This window comes from Hyphomicrobiales bacterium (genome assembly GCA_016710435.1).
In the GTDB taxonomy this organism is placed as follows: domain Bacteria; phylum Pseudomonadota; class Alphaproteobacteria; order Rhizobiales; family Aestuariivirgaceae; genus Aestuariivirga.
On record JADJVV010000001.1, the window covers coordinates 2072533 to 2088977 of the forward strand.

Annotated in this window: 14 protein-coding genes; 9 read left to right on the forward strand and 5 right to left on the reverse strand. The window is 63.2% G+C overall.

Annotation, left to right across the window (positions count from 1 at the left end):
• Positions 1 to 2 precede the first annotated feature (2 nt).
• The 5 genes from ugpC to IPM06_10015 form a co-directional block, all read right to left on the reverse strand.
• Positions 3 to 1064, reverse strand: coding sequence for a sn-glycerol-3-phosphate ABC transporter ATP-binding protein UgpC (gene ugpC, locus IPM06_09995; GenBank protein ID MBK8770746.1), 1062 nt, complete (start codon positions 1062 to 1064; stop codon positions 3 to 5).
• A 7-nt stretch (positions 1065 to 1071) separates the two neighbouring features.
• Entirely contained in the window at positions 1072 to 1899 is an 828-nt protein-coding gene (locus IPM06_10000) for a carbohydrate ABC transporter permease (GenBank protein MBK8770747.1), read from the reverse strand.
• A complete protein-coding gene (locus IPM06_10005) occupies positions 1899 to 2816 on the reverse strand; it encodes a sugar ABC transporter permease (GenBank protein MBK8770748.1) in 918 nt (305 codons plus the stop codon). Before IPM06_10005 ends, IPM06_10000 begins: the two co-directional genes overlap by 1 nt.
• 142 nt (positions 2817 to 2958) lie before the next feature.
• Positions 2959 to 4215: a carbohydrate ABC transporter substrate-binding protein gene (locus tag IPM06_10010; GenBank protein ID MBK8770749.1), complete on the reverse strand. Its 1257-nt coding sequence runs from the start codon at positions 4213 to 4215 to the stop codon at positions 2959 to 2961.
• 36 nt (positions 4216 to 4251) lie between these two features.
• The gene (locus IPM06_10015) at positions 4252 to 5154 is read right to left on the reverse strand and encodes an N-acetylmuramic acid 6-phosphate etherase (protein ID MBK8770750.1); all 903 of its coding nucleotides are present in this window, start codon (positions 5152 to 5154) and stop codon (positions 4252 to 4254) included.
• A gap of 146 nt (positions 5155 to 5300) precedes the next feature.
• Here IPM06_10015 and IPM06_10020 point away from each other — a divergent pair, with 146 nt between their 5' ends.
• The 9 genes from IPM06_10020 (at position 5301) to katG (ending at position 16418) form a co-directional block, all read left to right on the forward strand.
• On the forward strand, positions 5301 to 6185 hold the full coding sequence (locus IPM06_10020; GenBank protein MBK8770751.1) for an N-acetylglucosamine kinase: 885 nt from the start codon (positions 5301 to 5303) through the stop codon (positions 6183 to 6185).
• Entirely contained in the window at positions 6182 to 6952 is a 771-nt protein-coding gene (locus IPM06_10025) for a GntR family transcriptional regulator (GenBank protein MBK8770752.1), read from the forward strand. The genes IPM06_10020 and IPM06_10025 overlap by 4 nt, the downstream gene beginning before the upstream one ends.
• Entirely contained in the window at positions 6949 to 7950 is a 1002-nt protein-coding gene (locus tag IPM06_10030) for an SIS domain-containing protein (protein MBK8770753.1), read from the forward strand. The genes IPM06_10025 and IPM06_10030 overlap by 4 nt, the downstream gene beginning before the upstream one ends.
• Positions 7950 to 9077 carry an N-acetylglucosamine-6-phosphate deacetylase gene (gene nagA / locus IPM06_10035; GenBank protein MBK8770754.1) on the forward strand — a complete coding sequence of 376 codons (1128 nt, stop codon included), beginning with the start codon at positions 7950 to 7952 and terminating at the stop codon, positions 9075 to 9077. Before IPM06_10030 ends, nagA begins: the two co-directional genes overlap by 1 nt.
• Positions 9074 to 10138, forward strand: a complete 1065-nt coding sequence (locus IPM06_10040) for a Gfo/Idh/MocA family oxidoreductase (protein ID MBK8770755.1) — start codon at positions 9074 to 9076, stop codon at positions 10136 to 10138. Before nagA ends, IPM06_10040 begins: the two co-directional genes overlap by 4 nt.
• A complete protein-coding gene (locus IPM06_10045) occupies positions 10135 to 10989 on the forward strand; it encodes a protein phosphatase 2C domain-containing protein (GenBank protein ID MBK8770756.1) in 855 nt (284 codons plus the stop codon). The genes IPM06_10040 and IPM06_10045 overlap by 4 nt, the downstream gene beginning before the upstream one ends.
• Positions 10990 to 11104: 115 nt before the next feature.
• Entirely contained in the window at positions 11105 to 12583 is a 1479-nt protein-coding gene (xylB, locus tag IPM06_10050) for a xylulokinase (protein ID MBK8770757.1), read from the forward strand.
• Positions 12584 to 12713: 130 nt separating this feature from the next.
• Positions 12714 to 14126: an NADP-dependent phosphogluconate dehydrogenase gene (gene gndA / locus IPM06_10055; protein MBK8770758.1), complete on the forward strand. Its 1413-nt coding sequence runs from the start codon at positions 12714 to 12716 to the stop codon at positions 14124 to 14126.
• Between the two features lie 132 nt (positions 14127 to 14258).
• Entirely contained in the window at positions 14259 to 16418 is a 2160-nt protein-coding gene (gene katG, locus IPM06_10060) for a catalase/peroxidase HPI (GenBank protein MBK8770759.1), read from the forward strand.
• Positions 16419 to 16445 lie beyond the last annotated feature (27 nt).

A 16445-nucleotide genomic window follows, 5' to 3' on the forward strand; every position in this document is an offset into this window, starting at 1 on the left:
TTTCACGCCTCGGAAATGCGCGCACCCGAGCCATCGAAGAGATGGAGATGCCCGGCCGCGGGCGCAATCCTGACGTCGGCGCCTTGGTCCAGTTCCGGATCGCCCTTCACCTCGACGAGGATCATCGTGCCATCCGCCGTGCGGCAGTGCACGAAGCCCGTCTCGCCCAGTCTCTCAACAATATCCACCTTGGCGGGAACGCCGGTTTTGCCGATGCTGCAATGCTCAGGCCGGAAACCGAGTGTGACGGCCCCGGGCGCCGCCGCAGCCCCCACCGTCACCGGCAGGCTGACGCCGCCCACGGAAACGCTTCGCCCATCACGCGACAATTCCGCCGCCAGCGTGTTCATTGCCGGTGAACCGATGAAGCGCGCGACGAAGAGATTGGCGGGGCGGTAATAAAGCTCCAGCGGCTTCCCCACCTGTTCCACGCGGCCCTGGTTCATCACAACGATCTTGTCGGCCAATGTCATGGCCTCCACCTGGTCGTGCGTCACGTAGATGATCGTGGCCTTCAACAACTTGTGCAGCTTGGCGATCTCGACGCGCGTGTTGATGCGCAGCGCCGCATCCAGATTGGAGAGCGGCTCGTCGAACAGGAACACCTTGGGTTGGCGCACGATGGCGCGGCCGATGGCAACGCGCTGGCGCTGCCCGCCTGACAATTCCTTGGGCCGCCGCTTCAGCAGCGGTTCAAGTTGCAGGATGCGCGTAGCCTCGCCGACGCGCCGGGCAATCTCGTCTTTGGGTGTGCCGGCAAACTTCAGGCCGAACGCCATGTTGTTCTCGACATTCATGTGCGGGTAGAGCGCGTAGGACTGGAATACCATGGCGATCTCGCGCTGTGCCGGAGCAAGAGCGCTGACGTCCCGCCCACCGATCGTGATGTGCCCGGACGTGATGGGCTCAAGGCCCGCGACCGACCGCAGGAGCGTGGACTTTCCGCAACCCGATGGTCCCACAAGCACAACAAAACTGCCGTCGCTCACCGTGAGGTTGATGTCCCGCAGCACCTCGACGGTGCCATAGGACTTGTGCAGTTTCTCGATGGTCACTTCAGCCATGTTCAACTCATTTCACAGCGCCGGAGGTAAGACCCCGGATCAGCTGGCGGGAGAAAATCACATAGAGCACGAGTACCGGAACAATGGCGGTGGAGAGGGCTGCCAGCACCGCATTCCAGTCCGTGATGTATTGGCCGAGAAACTGCTGCACCCCCAGCGTGATCGTCTGCTTGCCGCCGGTCGGCGCCAGCAGCAGCGGAAACCACAGGTCGTTCCACACCGGGATCATGGTGAACACGGCAACCGTCGCCATGGCGGGCCGCAACAGCGGCAGGATGATGAAGAAGAAGATGTTGTATTCCGACAGCCCGTCGCAGCGTCCGGCCTCCCGCAGGTCCTTGGGGATCTGCTGGATGAACTCGGAGAGGATGAACACCGCCAGCGGCAGGTTCTGTGCCACATAGACGAGGATCAGCGCCGTCAGCGTGTTGATCAGGTTGAGTTCCGAGACAAGCTGGATGATCGACACGGACCCGAGCCGGATCGGCACCATGATGCCGATGGAGAGGAAAATCGCCAGCGCTGTGTTCCAGCGGAATTTGTATTCGGTGAGCGCCCACGCAGCCATGGCGCCGAAGAGCAGCGTGAAGAAGATCGTGCCCACGGTCACGGTGATGGAATTCATGTAGTAGGTGCCGATGGCGCTGTCGCCAAACACCTTCACGTATCCGACAGGGTCGAAATTCCACGGCATCGGCGGTTGCAGTGGCGTGTTAAAGATCGCTCGCTTCGCCTTGAAACTGTTCATGATAACGAGAACGATCGGGAACAGTGCCAGCGCCGTGTAGAGCGCCAGGATGCCGTGCACGGCGAAGGCTGAGACGGGCTTGCGCATCAGAACGAATACCTCTGGATGCGCCGCTGCACGACGAAGAGATAGACCATCACGCCGCACAGGATGATGAGGAACATCATGGTGGCAATTGTGGCGCCCATGGAAACATCACCGAGCTGCAACTGGTTGCCGAAGAAGACGCGATAGAACAGCGTACCCATGATGTCGGCGGAGAAGTTGGGACCGGCCAGTGCACCCTTCATCGCGTAGATGAGGTCAAAGGCGTTGAAGTTGTTGACGAAGGTGAGGACCGAGACGAGCCCGATCGTGGGCCATATCAGCGGCAGCTTCACGTGCACGAAGGCTTGGAACTGGTTGAGCCCGTCCACCGTCGCAGCGTCGATCAGTTCATCGGGAATCGCCAGAAGCGCGGTGTAGATGAGGATCATCGGAATGCCGACGAACTGCCACACCGAAATGAGCGAGATGGTGATCAGCGCCGTCGATTCTTCGCCGAGCCAGGGCCCGAACAGGAAGCCCAGTCCGAAAGTCTGCAGGAGCATCTTGGCGATGCCCCAGAGCGGCGACAGGATGAGCTGCCAGGTGAAGCCGATGATGACCACCGACAGCATCGTCGGCATGAAGATCAATGTGCGGTAGACGGTGCGGAAACGCAGCACGGGCAAACTGAGCAGCGCGGCGAGGAGGAGGCCGATCGGGTTCTGCACCAGCATGTGGATGAGAAAGAACTTCACATTGTTCCAGAACGCGTTCCAGAACGGCTTCGACCACGTGGGGTCGCTCAGCAGCGTGGAGAAGTTCCGCAAGCCGGCATAGACATATGAGCCGTCGTTCTGCTTGTCATAGAAGGAACTGACGATCGTATCGACAAGCGGATAGACCGAGAACAGCGTGTAGACCAGAACGGCGGGGGCAAGGAAGAAGACAAGCACGCGCGCATAGGCGGCGCTGGACATGCCGACGATGCCGGTGGTTTGCGCGGGGCGGGGTGGGGCCGTTTCCATGTGTCCCTGGTATGTGCCTCACCATCTGGCGGGTGAGTTGTCACGAACGTCCTTCCCGCGGGAGTCGCGGGAAGGACTGATGGTGTGAAGAAGATTACTTCTGGTGCGGCGCGTACCACTTCTTGAGGCCGTCCTCGAGTTGGGCGGCGGCCGCATCGGGCTGCATGGTGCCGTTCAGCACTTGCGCGGAGACGTTCCACATTTCGTTTTCAAGGTTCGGCGTTCCGCGCGACAGGATCTGGTAGCTGTTGCGGATCGTCGACTTGCACGTGCCGCGCCAGTTCACGAACTCCTGCGCCACGTCATCGGACAGGGTGACCTTGGCGTTGGAGAGCGGGAAGAAGCCGGGGAGTGCGTTGGCGTAGAGATTGGCAAATTCTTCCGATCCCACCCAGTCCAGGAACTTCTTGGCCTCTTCCGAATTCGGCGACTTGGCGTTGAGGCCGATGCCGATATCCGTGTGATCGGAGATGTAGCAGTCGGATGCACCGGCCGGCGGCGGAGCCTTGAAGGCGCCCATGTTCACGTTCTGCGCACGGAAGGTGGAGATGTCCCACGAACCGGCGGCATAGATGGCACCCTTGCCGAGACCGAACAGGTTCTGGCTGTCGGGATAGGTCTGCGCCTTGTAGCCGTCGCCCATGTAGGGCGCCCACTTGGCGAGTGCGGCGAAGGCGTCCACATAGGGCTTGTCGGTCAGCTTCTGCGAGCCGTCGATCAGTGCCTTTCGGCCTTCCTCACCCTTCCAGTAGTTCGGGCCGATGTTCTGGAAGCCCATGGTGGCGGCTTCCCACTGGTCGTTGGTGCCCATGACCATTGGCACGTAGTTGCCATTGGCCTTGATCTTTTCCAGCACGGCGAGGAGTTCCTCTTCCGTCTTCGGCGGCTCCACGCCCACTTCCTTGAAGATGTCCTTGTTGTAGATGAAACCGTGGATCACCGACGCCATGGGCACGCAGAAGGTGGTCTTGCCGTCGTCCGTGGTCCACGCGCTCTTGGCCACGTCAGAGAAGTTCGCCATGGAGGGCAGGTCGTTGAGGGCGGCAAGCTGGCCCTTGTTGAACAGTTCGAGCGAGGCATCGAACGGGCGGCAGGTGATGAGGTCGCCGGCCGTGCCGCCTTCGAGGCGGGCATTGAGCGCGGCGTTGTATTCCTTCGGCGCCGTCGGCGTGAATTCCACCTGGATGTCCGGATACTTCGCATTGAAGGCCGGGATGATCTTGTCCTTCCAGATCGAGGCATCGTCGTTGCGCCAGCTTTCGATCGTGATCTTGCCTGCCGATGCGGCGCCTGCCATTGCCATGCTGGCGGCGGCAGCCAGAAGCAGGGTCTTGAGTGTGGTCTTGATCATGGGGTTTCTCCTTTTCCTCCCGTTGATGGTTTGAGGCTACACCGATGCCGAAACTTTCGACAAGGCCAGCCTCAGCTTTCCGTCTGACTGAGACAGAATGTCTTGCGCCATGGCAAGGTCTCTCGCACCGGCGCAGAGCAGCACGGCGAGCTTCACATTGCCTTGCGTGCGGGCAAGGGCCTCGGCGGCCCGTTGCTGGTCGCATCCCGTGATCTGTTGCACGATGCCCGCCGCGCGCCGCACCAGCTTGGCATTGCCTGCCTGAACGTTCACCATCAGCCCATCATGGATGGCGCCGAGCCGCGTGTGGACGAGTGTGGACAGAAGGTTGAGCGCGGCCTTCTGTGCCGTGCCGGCCCCGAGCCGTGTGGACCCGGAAATCACCTCAGGTCCGGAGTCGAGCAGGATCACGTGATCCGCCGCCTCTGCGAGAGGCGATGATGTGTTGTTGACCACGGCAATCACGAGACAGCCGTGTGTCCGCGCAGCCTGGGCGGCGGCGATGGTGTAGGGCGTGCGCCCCGAAGCGGCGATGGCAATCAGCACATCTCCGGCGGAACACGTCTCCGCCGCGCGCCGTCCCGCTTCAATGTCGTCTTCCGCGTCGGCCAGCGTATCGAACATGGCATCGCGTCCGCCGGCAATGAGATAGGCCAGTTGGTCGTCCTTCATGCCGAAGGTGGCGGGAAGCTCGGAACCATCCTGCACGGCGACGCGGATCGAGGTGCCCGCGCCTGCATAAATCAGCTTGCCGCCTGCCGCGATGCGCGGCACCATCAGGTCTGTGGCTCGCGCGATGGCAGGGAGTGCCTGCTCGACAGCATCAAGGGCGCGGCGCTGGCCGGCCAGCAGGGCGGAAAGGATCGCGGCATCATCCCACGTATCAAAGCCGCGAAGATCGGGCAGCCGCTGTTCAGTCCTGACATTGCTACTCTGCATAGCGGCGACAATACCAAAATAGGACCACTTGTCCAGCCCCTCGATTAACCATGTTTATATAAGTACAATATGTCTTTTAACTTGTCCGGCCTCGAACAGGTTAATTTCAGACTTGAAGCGTGGTATTAATTTGGTATTGTCATGGCATGAACAGCGCGGCCAGCTATTTCCTGGGCATTGACGGAGGCGGTTCCAAGTGCCGCGCCCGTATCCGCCACCGTGACGGCACGTTGCTCGGCGAAGCCGTGGGCGGTTCCTCCAACATCTATCAGGATTTTGACGGTGCGCTGGCAAACATCGTCAGCGTCGCCGGGCAGGCGGGGAAACTGGCGGGCGTCTCCGCGCAGGATCTCCATGCAGGTCTGGGCCTTGCCGGGATCGTTACCTCTGTCGGCGCCGAAAAGATCAACGGCGCAGGCTTGCCCTTCGCGTCAGTGACCGCCGACAACGATGCCTATGCGGCCTGCGTGGGTGCCTTCAGCGGCAACAACGGCGGCATCGTCATTGCAGGTACGGGCTCGATCGGATTGGCGCTTGTGGAAGGAGACCGCCACATGGTGGGCGGGTGGGGCTTCCAGTTGGGCGACCACGGGTCCGGGGCATGGCTCGGCCATCACGCCGTCCGCCGTGCAGCACTCGCCATGGATGGTCTTTTGCAGCCCACGCACCTCATCGAGGAAATCCTCGTGCGTGTCGGGCGTACGCGGCAGACCGTCTCACTGTGGTCGGAAACCGCAACACCGCGCGACTACGCGGCCTTCGCTCCCATCGTCTTCGAGACAGCCGCGCGTGCCGATGTGCAGGGCATGACCATTGTCATCGAAGGTGCCGCCGCAATTTCCAAGCTCGGCCACGCACTTCTGGCGCGCGGTGCAAAACGCATCTGCCTGCTGGGCGGATTGGCCGGTGTCTATCCACCTTACCTTGATGCCGACGTGCGCGCCGCACTGGTGCCGCCCCAGGCCGATGCCATGGATGGCGCGATCATGATGGCGCGGCGCGCCTGCGGCTTGCCGGAGCGCTGGACGTGACGGCGCTCAACCGCGTGTTCACATCGCGGCGCTTCTCGGCGGTGCCATCCTTGCCGCTCTACCTGCGCGTCAAGAAACTGGTGAACGACGCCATATCGGCGGAGGAACTGCGCGGTGGCGATGCGATTCCCAGTGAACGCGATGCGGCGGAACTCCTCGGCGTCAGCCGCGTCACGGTGCGCAAGGCCTTCACGGAACTGGTGCACGATGGCGTGCTGGTGCAGCGCCGCGGTTCCGGCACCTTTGTGCAGGGGCAGGCGCGCCGGCTCGAACAGCCGCTGTCGCGCCTCACCAGTTTCAGCGAAGACATGCAGTTGCGCGGCCTTGATACAGATGCGACGTGGATCGACCGGTCGCTCGGCCTCCCCACGCCCGAGGAGGCGCTGAAGCTCTCGATGTCGCCCAGCGAAAGGATCTGCCGCTTCCACCGCCTGCGCCGCGCCGACGGTGTTCCCCTTGCAATCGAACATGCCGTCATTCCGCAGCGCTTCCTCGATGATCCGCAATCCGTTGGCGCATCGCTGTATGCCGCACTGGACAAGCGCGGCCACAAGCCGGTGCGCGCCTTGCAGCGCCTGCACGCCACGGCGCTGAAAGAGCCCGAGGCGCGCTTGCTGGAATTGGCCACCGGAAGCCCCGCCCTGTTCATCGAACGCATCTCCTATCTGCCGGATGGCCGCACCGTCGAATACACACAGTCGCACTACCGGGGCGACAGCTACGACTTCGTCGCGGAACTCACACTCGCGCAGGATGGCCGCCCATGAGCCTGATGCGCCAGGAAGCGTCCGAAGCCCCCGAGGCTGTGGCGCGTTTTCTCACCCGCAACGCCACCGCCCTTGCCGAACTCGGCCGCCGCCTGCGCAAGCTGGATCCACCTGTGGTCCTGACATCGGCACGCGGCAGTTCCGACAACGCAGCAGGATACCTCAAGTACCTCACCGAAATCGCACTTGGCATTCCCTGCGCCTCGGTGGGGGCCTCCGTGGCATCAATCTATGCAGCGCCCCTGCGCGTGCAGAACGGTCTCTCGGTCACGATCTCGCAATCCGGAAAAAGCCCCGACATCGTGGCCCTTCAGGATGCGGCGCGGCGCTCAGGCGCTCTCACTGTCGCCATCGTCAATGTCGATGACTCGCCTGCCGCCCGCAGCGCCGACATCTGCCTGCCACTCCACGCAGGCGCGGAAAAGAGCGTGGCCGCGACAAAATCCTTCATCGTGTCGCTGGTCGCCGCCGCGGCAATCATCGCGGAATGGCGCACGGATGATGCCTTGAAGTCAGCGCTCTCCGCATTGCCGGATCAACTCGCACGCGCCTGCGCCTTGCAGTGGCCAGGTTTTGTGGACTGCGCCGTGAGGGCGGAGTCGCTTTATGTCCTGGGCCGCGGGCCGTCCTATCCCATCGCCGCGGAGACGGCGCTGAAGTTGAAGGAAACCTGTGCCATCCACGCGGAAGCCTATTCCGCCGCCGAAGTCATGCATGGCCCGCTTGAACTTGTGGAGCCGGGCTTTCCGCTGCTGGTCTATGCCCAAGATGATGCGGCTCTGCCTGGCACACGCGCCGCCGTGAAAAAGTTGGAAGCAATGGGTGCCGATGTGGGGGTGGCGGGCGGCAACTGGCCCGTGATTGCGGCAAGCCATCCGCTGCTCTCGCCCATTCCCATGATCCAGACGGCCTATCTTGAAATCGAGCGTGTGGCCCAGGCACTGGGCCGCAACCCGGATGCGCCACGCCAGTTGCGCAAGGTGACGGAGACACTGTGATGGGCTTTGTGCTGCATGGTGCGCGTGTCTTCGATGGCGAGAGATTTTGCGACAACGCCGCCGTGTTGATCGAGGGACGCCACATCGCCGGCATCGCCGAGGCAGGGACCGTGCCACGAGACGCGGCCTTGATCCGGCTCGACGGCGGCATCCTCGCACCGGGCTTCATCGATGTGCAGGTGAATGGCGGCGGCGGCGCCCTGCTGAACGATGGACCCACCGCTGAAGTCGTTTGCACCATCGCGGACTCGCACCGCCGCTTTGGCACCACGGGCATGCTTCCCACCGTCATCACCGACGCACCCGCCGTGACCGTGGCTGCGATTGCTGCCGTCCGCGAGGCTCGTGCCCGTGGTGCAGCATCGGTGCTTGGCATCCACATCGAGGGTCCGTTTCTCGATCCTGCGCGAAAAGGCGCCCATGACCTGCACTTCATCCGCGCCATGACGGAAGCCGATGTCACGCTCATCACCGAGGCGGCCTGTGGTGCGGTGATGGTGACGTTGGCACCCAACAAGGTCGCGCCGGAATTGATCTCCCGCCTCGCACGGGCGGGTGTGAAGGTGAGCCTCGGCCATTCCGACGCCTCCGCAGCGGAGGCGAAGGCAGCACTGCGGGCCGGCGCCCAGGCGTTCACCCATCTCTTCAATGCCATGAGCCAGATGACCGGGCGGGAACCCGGCATGGTCGGTGCGGCGCTGACGGATGCGGCGAGTTTCATCGGCATCATTGCCGATGGCCATCACGTTCACGACGACACATTGCGGGTGGCCCTTGCGGCCGCTCCGCTTGACCGCTTCATGCTGGTGACCGATGCCATGCCGCCAGCGGCCGGTGGGCCGGACAGCTTCACCCTTCAGGGCCGCACGGTGGCGCGCGTCGAGGGCCGGCTGCAACTCGATGACGGCACGCTGGCGGGCTCCAACCTGACCATGGATGAGGCCGTTCGCCATGGCGTGAACAAACTCGGGGTTCCCCTGGCCGATGCGTTGCAAATGGCGTCACGCAATCCTGCGGGTTTTCTCGGCCGCGGCGATCTTGGCATCATCGCGCCGGGAGCGCTTGCAAGCCTCGTGCACCTCGATGACAATCTCAACGTGAAGCGGACATGGGTGGAGGGGCGATGACAAAGGTCAGGGTCTTGGTGGTTGGCGTTGGCAACATGGGGCTGTCGCACGCCCGCGCTTATGCCGCCAATGACGGTTTTGAAATCGCGGGGCTGTGCAGCCGCGGCATCGACCAGCGCGGCGACGTGAAGGATGAATTTGCGGGCGTACCGCTTTTCAACGATTACGCCGATGCACTCCGCCAGACGGCGCCCGACGCGGTCTCCATCAACACCTGGCCTGATACTCACGGCGAATATGCGAAGATGGCATTGCACGCCAACTGCCACCTCTTCATCGAGAAGCCGCTTGCGTCGTCCGTGGCCGAGGCAGAGGACATCGCCGCTCTGGCCCGCGCCAGGAACCGCAAGATCGTGATCGGCTATATCCTGCGCGTCCATCCCTCCTGGGTGAAGTTCGTCGAACTGGGCCGCACGCTCGGCAAGCCGCTCGTCATGCGCATGAATCTGAACCAGCAGTCTTCCGGCGCGCAGTGGCAGGTGCACAAGCAGTTGATGAAATCGATCTCGCCCATCGTGGATTGCGGCGTTCACTATGTCGATGTCATGTGCCAGGTCACGGGCGCAGAGCCGCGCACCGTCCACGCCATCGGCGTGCGCCTCAGCGACGAAATCGACGCGGGCATGTACAACTACGGTCAATTGCAGGTGACATTCGATGACGGCTCCGTCGGCTGGTACGAAGCGGGATGGGGCCCGATGATGAGCGAGACCGCCTTCTTCGTGAAGGACATGATCGGACCCAAAGGCTCTGTTTCCATTGCCATGGACGAAGCGAAGACGGAATCCGCCGATGTGGACAGCCACACCAGAACTTCGGCGCTGCGCCTGCATCACGCAGAACTGACGCCGGAAGGCAACCTCGCCCGCAAGGACGACATGATCCGCATGGATGATGAACCGGGCCACCAGGACCTGTGCAACCGCGAGCAGGCCGTGTTCCTCGATGCCATCCGCAATGACCGTGACATGACCAGGCACGTGGCGGAAGCGATCAGTTCATTGCGCATCGTGCTGGCGGCAGATGAAAGCGTGCGCACCGGCAAGGTCGTTCATCTGTGAGACTGGCAGGAGCGGTCAGCGCGGGGAGCGGCACCTGCAACGAGGATGCGGCAGGCGTCGTCGTGGAAGACGGCGCCGTTGTTGCGGCTTGGGTGTTCGATGGCGTGACCGGTATCAACAACGATCACATCCTTCCCGCCGCAACGGATGCGCGCTGGCTGGTGGAAAGGGCTGATACGCATCTGCATGAACTCGCCGCAACCCATCAGCCCCTGCCGGACCTGCTGGCGGAATTGGTGGCGCGACTGGAGAAGGACTGGGCCGAAGCGACAGCGAGGGTCACCGTGCCATCCGCATACGACCCGCCCGCCGCCTGCCTGCTGCTGGCAAAAAGATATGCCGATGGTTGGCACGTTCTGCGACTCGGTGACTCTATCCTCCTGACCCAAGACACAGGCGTGCGCGTCATTCCCCCACCGCAGAGCGACCTCGGCGGTCTGGAGGCTTTCCTGCGAGATGAAGCCCGCCGCCGCCGCGCCCAGGGGCAGTCCGACTTCAAGGCCTTGCTCCGCGAATTTCATCCACGCCTCATGGCCAGCCGCCGCTCGCGCAACACCGCCGCCAACCACAGCATTCTCGTGGCAGACAAGTCGGCGCTGAATTGCCCGGAATATATCGCCCTGGGGTGGCCGGCGTCGCTGCTGCTCTGCACCGACGGTTTCTATCGTGCGGTGGATACCTACGGCTTCGCCAGCGACGCAGCACTTGTGGCCCGCGCGCGGGAAGCGGAAGGCGTCAGCGCGATCCTCCGTCAGATCCGCGCCGTGGAAGCGGACGACCCCGCTTGCGAAACCTATCTTCGCTTCAAGCCGGCGGATGATGCCTCCGCCGTGATGCTGGTCAACGCCTGACGCATCCCCGGCGCATTTGCACACTTGACATTCTCCCCCGCGCTGCAAGTCTCCGCAGCGGCAACTGACGCGGGAAATTGCGGCCCGCCAAGAAAAGACAATGGGGGCGTTATCCATGTATCTCGGGATTGATCTCGGCACGTCTGGCGTGAAGTCCGTGCTGGTGGATGCCAGCCAGACATTCGTCGCACAGCATTCTTCGCGGGCACTGGACGTGTCTCGCCCGCATTTCAGCTGGTCGGAACAGGACCCGGCCATCTGGTGGGATGGCGTGTGCCAGACGCTGGATGGCCTGAAGGCCAGCCATCCGAAGGAACTCGCGGCGGTGAAGGCAATCGGCCTCTCCGGCCAGATGTACGGTGCAACGGTGTTGGGCGCAGATGACAAGCCGCTCCGCCCTGCAATCCTCTGGAACGACACGCGCACGGAAAGGCAATGCACCGAACTGGAAGCTCTCGCGCCGGACGTGCGCCGCATCGCGGGCCGCAAACCCACGCCCGGTGTCACCGCCGTGAAGCTGCTGTGGCTGCGCGAGCACGAGCCCGAGGTCTTTGCCAGGACGAAACACGTGCTGCTGCCGAAAGACTACGTCCGCCTCATGCTCTCCGGCGACAAGGCCTCCGACATGGCGGATTCCAGCGGCACCATGTGGATGGATATCGCCACGCGCGACTGGTCCGACGCTCTGCTCGATGCCACGGGCATGCAGCGCGCGCAGATGCCACGGCTTCATGAAGGCACGGAGGTCACCGGAAAGATCCGCGCCACGCTCGCGGCCCGCTGGGGAATGTCGCCCCATGTGGTGATCGCGGCCGGCGGCGGAGACAATGCCTGCGGCGCCTGCGGCACGGGCGTGATCGGCGAAGGAGAAGGCACGGTCTCGCTTGGAACATCCGGCGTGCTCTTCGTCGCCATGCGAGAACCCCGCCCCAGTTACGAATATGCCATCGAGACCCTGTGTCATTCCGTGCCCGGCACCTGGCATCAGATGTCGGTGATCCTCTCGGCCACATCCTGCCTCAACTGGGTTGCCGGTCTGGTGAAACGCAACGCCGCCGATCTCGTGGCTTCGCTGGGCGCCGAACTAGGTGCGCCATCGCCGTTGCTGTTCGTGCCATTTCTCGATGGCTCGTGGTCGCCGCACAGCGACACGCAGATCCGTGGCGCGCTGATCGGCCTGCAACATACCTCCGATGAGCGCGAGATGGCGCTTGCGGTGCTGCAGGGCGTGGCCTTCGCGCTGCGCGAATGCGCCGATGCCTTCCGCGCCACCGGAACCTCCATCGACAACCTCCTCGCCATCGGCGGAGGCTCACGCTCCGATCTCTGGCTGTCCATGATCGCAACGCTATTGGGCGTCGAATTGCGCGTGCCGGAATCGAGTGAACTGGGTGCGGCCTTCGGCGCGGCGCGTCTCGCCCTCATTGCCGAGACGCGTGCCGCGCCGGCGGCGGTCCTGACCCGGCCAAAGATCAACCGGGCGATTACACCGCGTCAGTCCCTGCACGCCGCCTATGACAGCAGTTACGCGGATTGGCTGCATGCCATCACCCAGTTGCGCAACAGGCGGTCCGGCAGTTCCTCCCACGCATGAACGCCTGAACACATGAACGCATGAACGCATGAACGCAGGGCGCAGCGGACCTGCGCCACGTCCCCCTCGCTCATCCGCAATCCTGCCCCTATCTTCTGCCATCACGAGCACCCAAGGGAAGGACGGCCCCATGCAGGCAGACATCGGATTGATCGGACTGGGCGTCATGGGCGGTCACCTCGCGCTCAACATCGCCGAGAAGGGCTTCACTGTCGCCGTTTACACGCTGGGCTGGGACCTCACGCAGAAGTTCGTGAGCGAGGCAGGTCCGCTCGCCCCGCGCCTGATCCCTTGCGAAACGCTGGAGAACCTCGTCTCCGCACTCCGTCCGCCGCAAGCGGTCATCCTGCTGGTGCCGGCGGGTGCTGCCGTGGACGACATCTGCAATCAGCTCAGCGCCGTACCGTCGTTCAAGGGGATCATCATCGACGGCGGCAATTCGGACTACACCGACACGGAACGCCGCCAGCAGGCGCTGGCATCGCGTGGCCTGTCCTTCCTGGGCATGGGCGTTTCGGGTGGCGCGGAAGGTGCCCGCAACGGCCCCTCCATCATGGTGGGTGGCAAGCGCGAATCCTATCAGGCGGTCGAAAAGATATTGCTGTCCATCGCGGCGAAGTATCAAAATGATCCGTGTTGTGCCTGGCTTGGTCCGGGCGGGGCAGGGCATTTCGTCAAGACCATCCACAACGGCATCGAATATGCCGACATGCAGATGATCGCCGAAATCTACGCCATCCTCCGCGACGGACTGGGCATGGCCGCGCCGGAGATCGCAAGGGTCTTCGGCAAGTGGAATGCAGGGCCGCTCGATTCCTACCTCATCGAAATCACGGCCCGCGTACTGGACGTCACGGATATGAAGACAAAGGGTCCGTTGGTGGATGTGATCGTGGACCGTGCCGGGCAGAAGGGCACCGGCAAGTGGTCGGTGATCGAGTCGCAGAAACTCGGCGTTCCTGCGACGACGCTGGAAGCCGCCGTCGCGGCGCGCATTCTTTCATCCATGAAGGATGAGCGGAGCGTGGCCGAGAAGACTTACGCCATCCCCCGCCACCACATGAAGCCCGCGAGCGCCGCGGCACTCATCCGGCAACTGGAAGCGGCCCTGCTTGCGGGAAAGATATCGGCCTATGCCCAGGGCTTCGCCGTTCTGGAAAAGGCATCGCAGGAGAAGACGTGGGACATGCCGCTCGCCACCATCGCCAGCATCTGGCGTGCCGGCTGCATCATCCGTTCGCAATTTCTCGGTCTCATCGCATCGTCCTTTGCGGCGCGCGGAAATGAAGGAAATCTGTTGCTGGCGCCGGATTTCGTGACGGAGATGAAGGCAAGCCACGGCGCGTTGCGGAAGACCGTGGCGCAAGCTGCCGAGGCCGGCATTCCCGTTCCCGCACTCGCGGCCGCCCTCGGGTATTTCGATGGCTATCGTCAGTCACGCGGCAGCGCCAACCTGATCCAGGCGCAACGTGATTTCTTCGGTGCCCACGGCTTTGAGCGCAGCGACGAACCGGGCGCCCATCACGGCCCTTGGCTCGATTGATGCGCCAATCCCACGCCGCCGTGGTGATAAAAATGCGAATGCGGCCTGTCGTGGCCCTGTGCTAGGCTGGCCGGGAAATTGCCGCGCTGGCTCCGCCGGCCCGCAAGTACAGCACAGAACAAGGAGATGCACATGGATGACGTGAAATCATCAGGAAAATGCCCGGTCATGCACGGCGGCCACACCGCCGTCGGACGGTCCAACATGGATTGGTGGCCGAAGGGTCTGAACTTCGACATCCTGCACCAGCACGACAGCAAGACCAACCCGATGGGCAAGGACTTCAACTACCGCGAGGAAGTGAAGAAGCTCGACGTGGAGGCCCTGAAGAAGGACCTCAAGGCACTGATGACCGACAGCCAGCCCTGGTGGCCGGCGGATTGGGGCCACTACGGCGGCCTGATGATCCGCATGGCCTGGCATTCTGCCGGCACCTATCGCCTGGCCGATGGCCGCGGCGGTGGCGGCTCCGGCAGCCAGCGTTTCGCCCCGCTCAATTCCTGGCCGGACAACGTCAGCCTCGACAAGGCCCGCCGCCTGCTGTGGCCCGTCAAGAAGAAGTACGGCAACCGCCTGAGCTGGGCGGACCTGATGATCCTCGCCGGCAACGTGGCTTATGAGTCCATGGGCCTCAAGACCTTCGGTTTCTCCTTCGGTCGCGAAGACGTGTGGCATCCCGAGAAGGACACGTATTGGGGGTCGGAAAAGGAATGGCTGGCTGCGGGCCGCTATGATGGCGACGACCGCGCCTCGCTCGAGAACCCGCTGGCCGCCGTGCAGATGGGCCTCATCTACGTGAACCCCGAAGGCGTGGGCGGCAAGCCTGATCCGGTGCGCACGGGGCAGGACATGCGCGTCACCTTCGCCCGCATGGCGATGGACGACGAAGAAACGGTTGCCCTCACGGCGGGTGGTCACACCGTCGGCAAGGCCCACGGCAATGGCGACGCCAAGATGATCGGCGCCGATCCGGAAGGAGCCGACATCATTGGCCAGGGCCTCGGCTGGGCCAACAGCAAGAACCGCGGCATCGGGCGAGACACCATGTCGAGCGGCATCGAGGGCGCGTGGACGACCAATCCCACCAAGTGGGATAATGGCTACCTCCGCCTGCTCTTCACCTATGACTGGTGGCTGACGAAATCCCCGGCAGGCGCCAACATCTGGCATCCCATCGACATCAAACCGGAAGACATGCCGGTGGACGTGGAAGATCCTTCAATCCGCGTCATGCCCATGATGACCGACGCCGACATGGCGCTGAAGTTTGATCCCGTCTACCGCAAGATCGCGCAGCGCTTCCAGAAGGACCACGACTACTTCTCCGAAGTCTTCGCGCGCGCCTGGTTCAAGCTCACCCATCGCGACATGGGGCCGAAGTCGCGTTACATCGGACCCGAGGTGCCGAAGGAAGACCTGATCTGGCAGGACCCGGTCCCGGCCGGCCGCACGGATTATGATGTCAACGCTATGAAGGCGAAGATCGCTGCCACGGGCCTTCCCGCCCATGAGCTCATCGCGACTGCCTGGGACAGTGCCCGCACCTTCCGTGGCTCGGACAAGCGCGGTGGCGCCAACGGTGCCCGCATCCGTCTTGCGCCCCAGAAGGATTGGGAGGGCAATGAACCCGCGCGTCTCCAGCGGGTTCTCGCCAAGCTCGAACCCATCGCGCGCGAAACGGGCGCCAGCATCGCCGACGTGATCGTGCTCGCCGGCAATGTCGGCGTGGAAAAGGCGGTCAAGGCGGGTGGCTTCAACGTCGCCGTTCCCTTCGCGCCAGGCCGGGGTGATGCCACCGATGGCATGACCGATGCGCCTTCCTTCAGCGTGCTTGAACCACTGGCCGATGGCTTCCGCAACTGGATGAAGAAGGACTATGTGGTGAGCGCCGAGGAACTGCTTCTCGACCGCGCCCAGCTCATGGGGCTGACAGCGGCGGAGATGACCGTTCTTCTCGGTGGTCTGCGCGTGCTGGGCACCAACCATGGTGGCACAAAGCATGGCGTCTTCACCGCGCGGGAGGGCACGCTCAGCAATGACTTCTTCGTCAACCTCACCGACATGGCCAACACATGGGTGTTGTCGGGACCGCACTATGAGGTGCGCGACCGCAAGACCGGCAAGGTGAAGTGGACGGCAACACGCATCGATCTCGTATTCGGTTCGAACTCGATCCTGCGCTCCTATGCCGAGCTTTACGCCCAGGACGACAACGCCGAGAAGTTCGCCAAGGACTTCGTCGCCGCCTGGACCAAGGTGATGAACGCAGACCGTTTCGATCTGCGCACCTGACGCAAGAACTGGCAACCCTCGCAACAG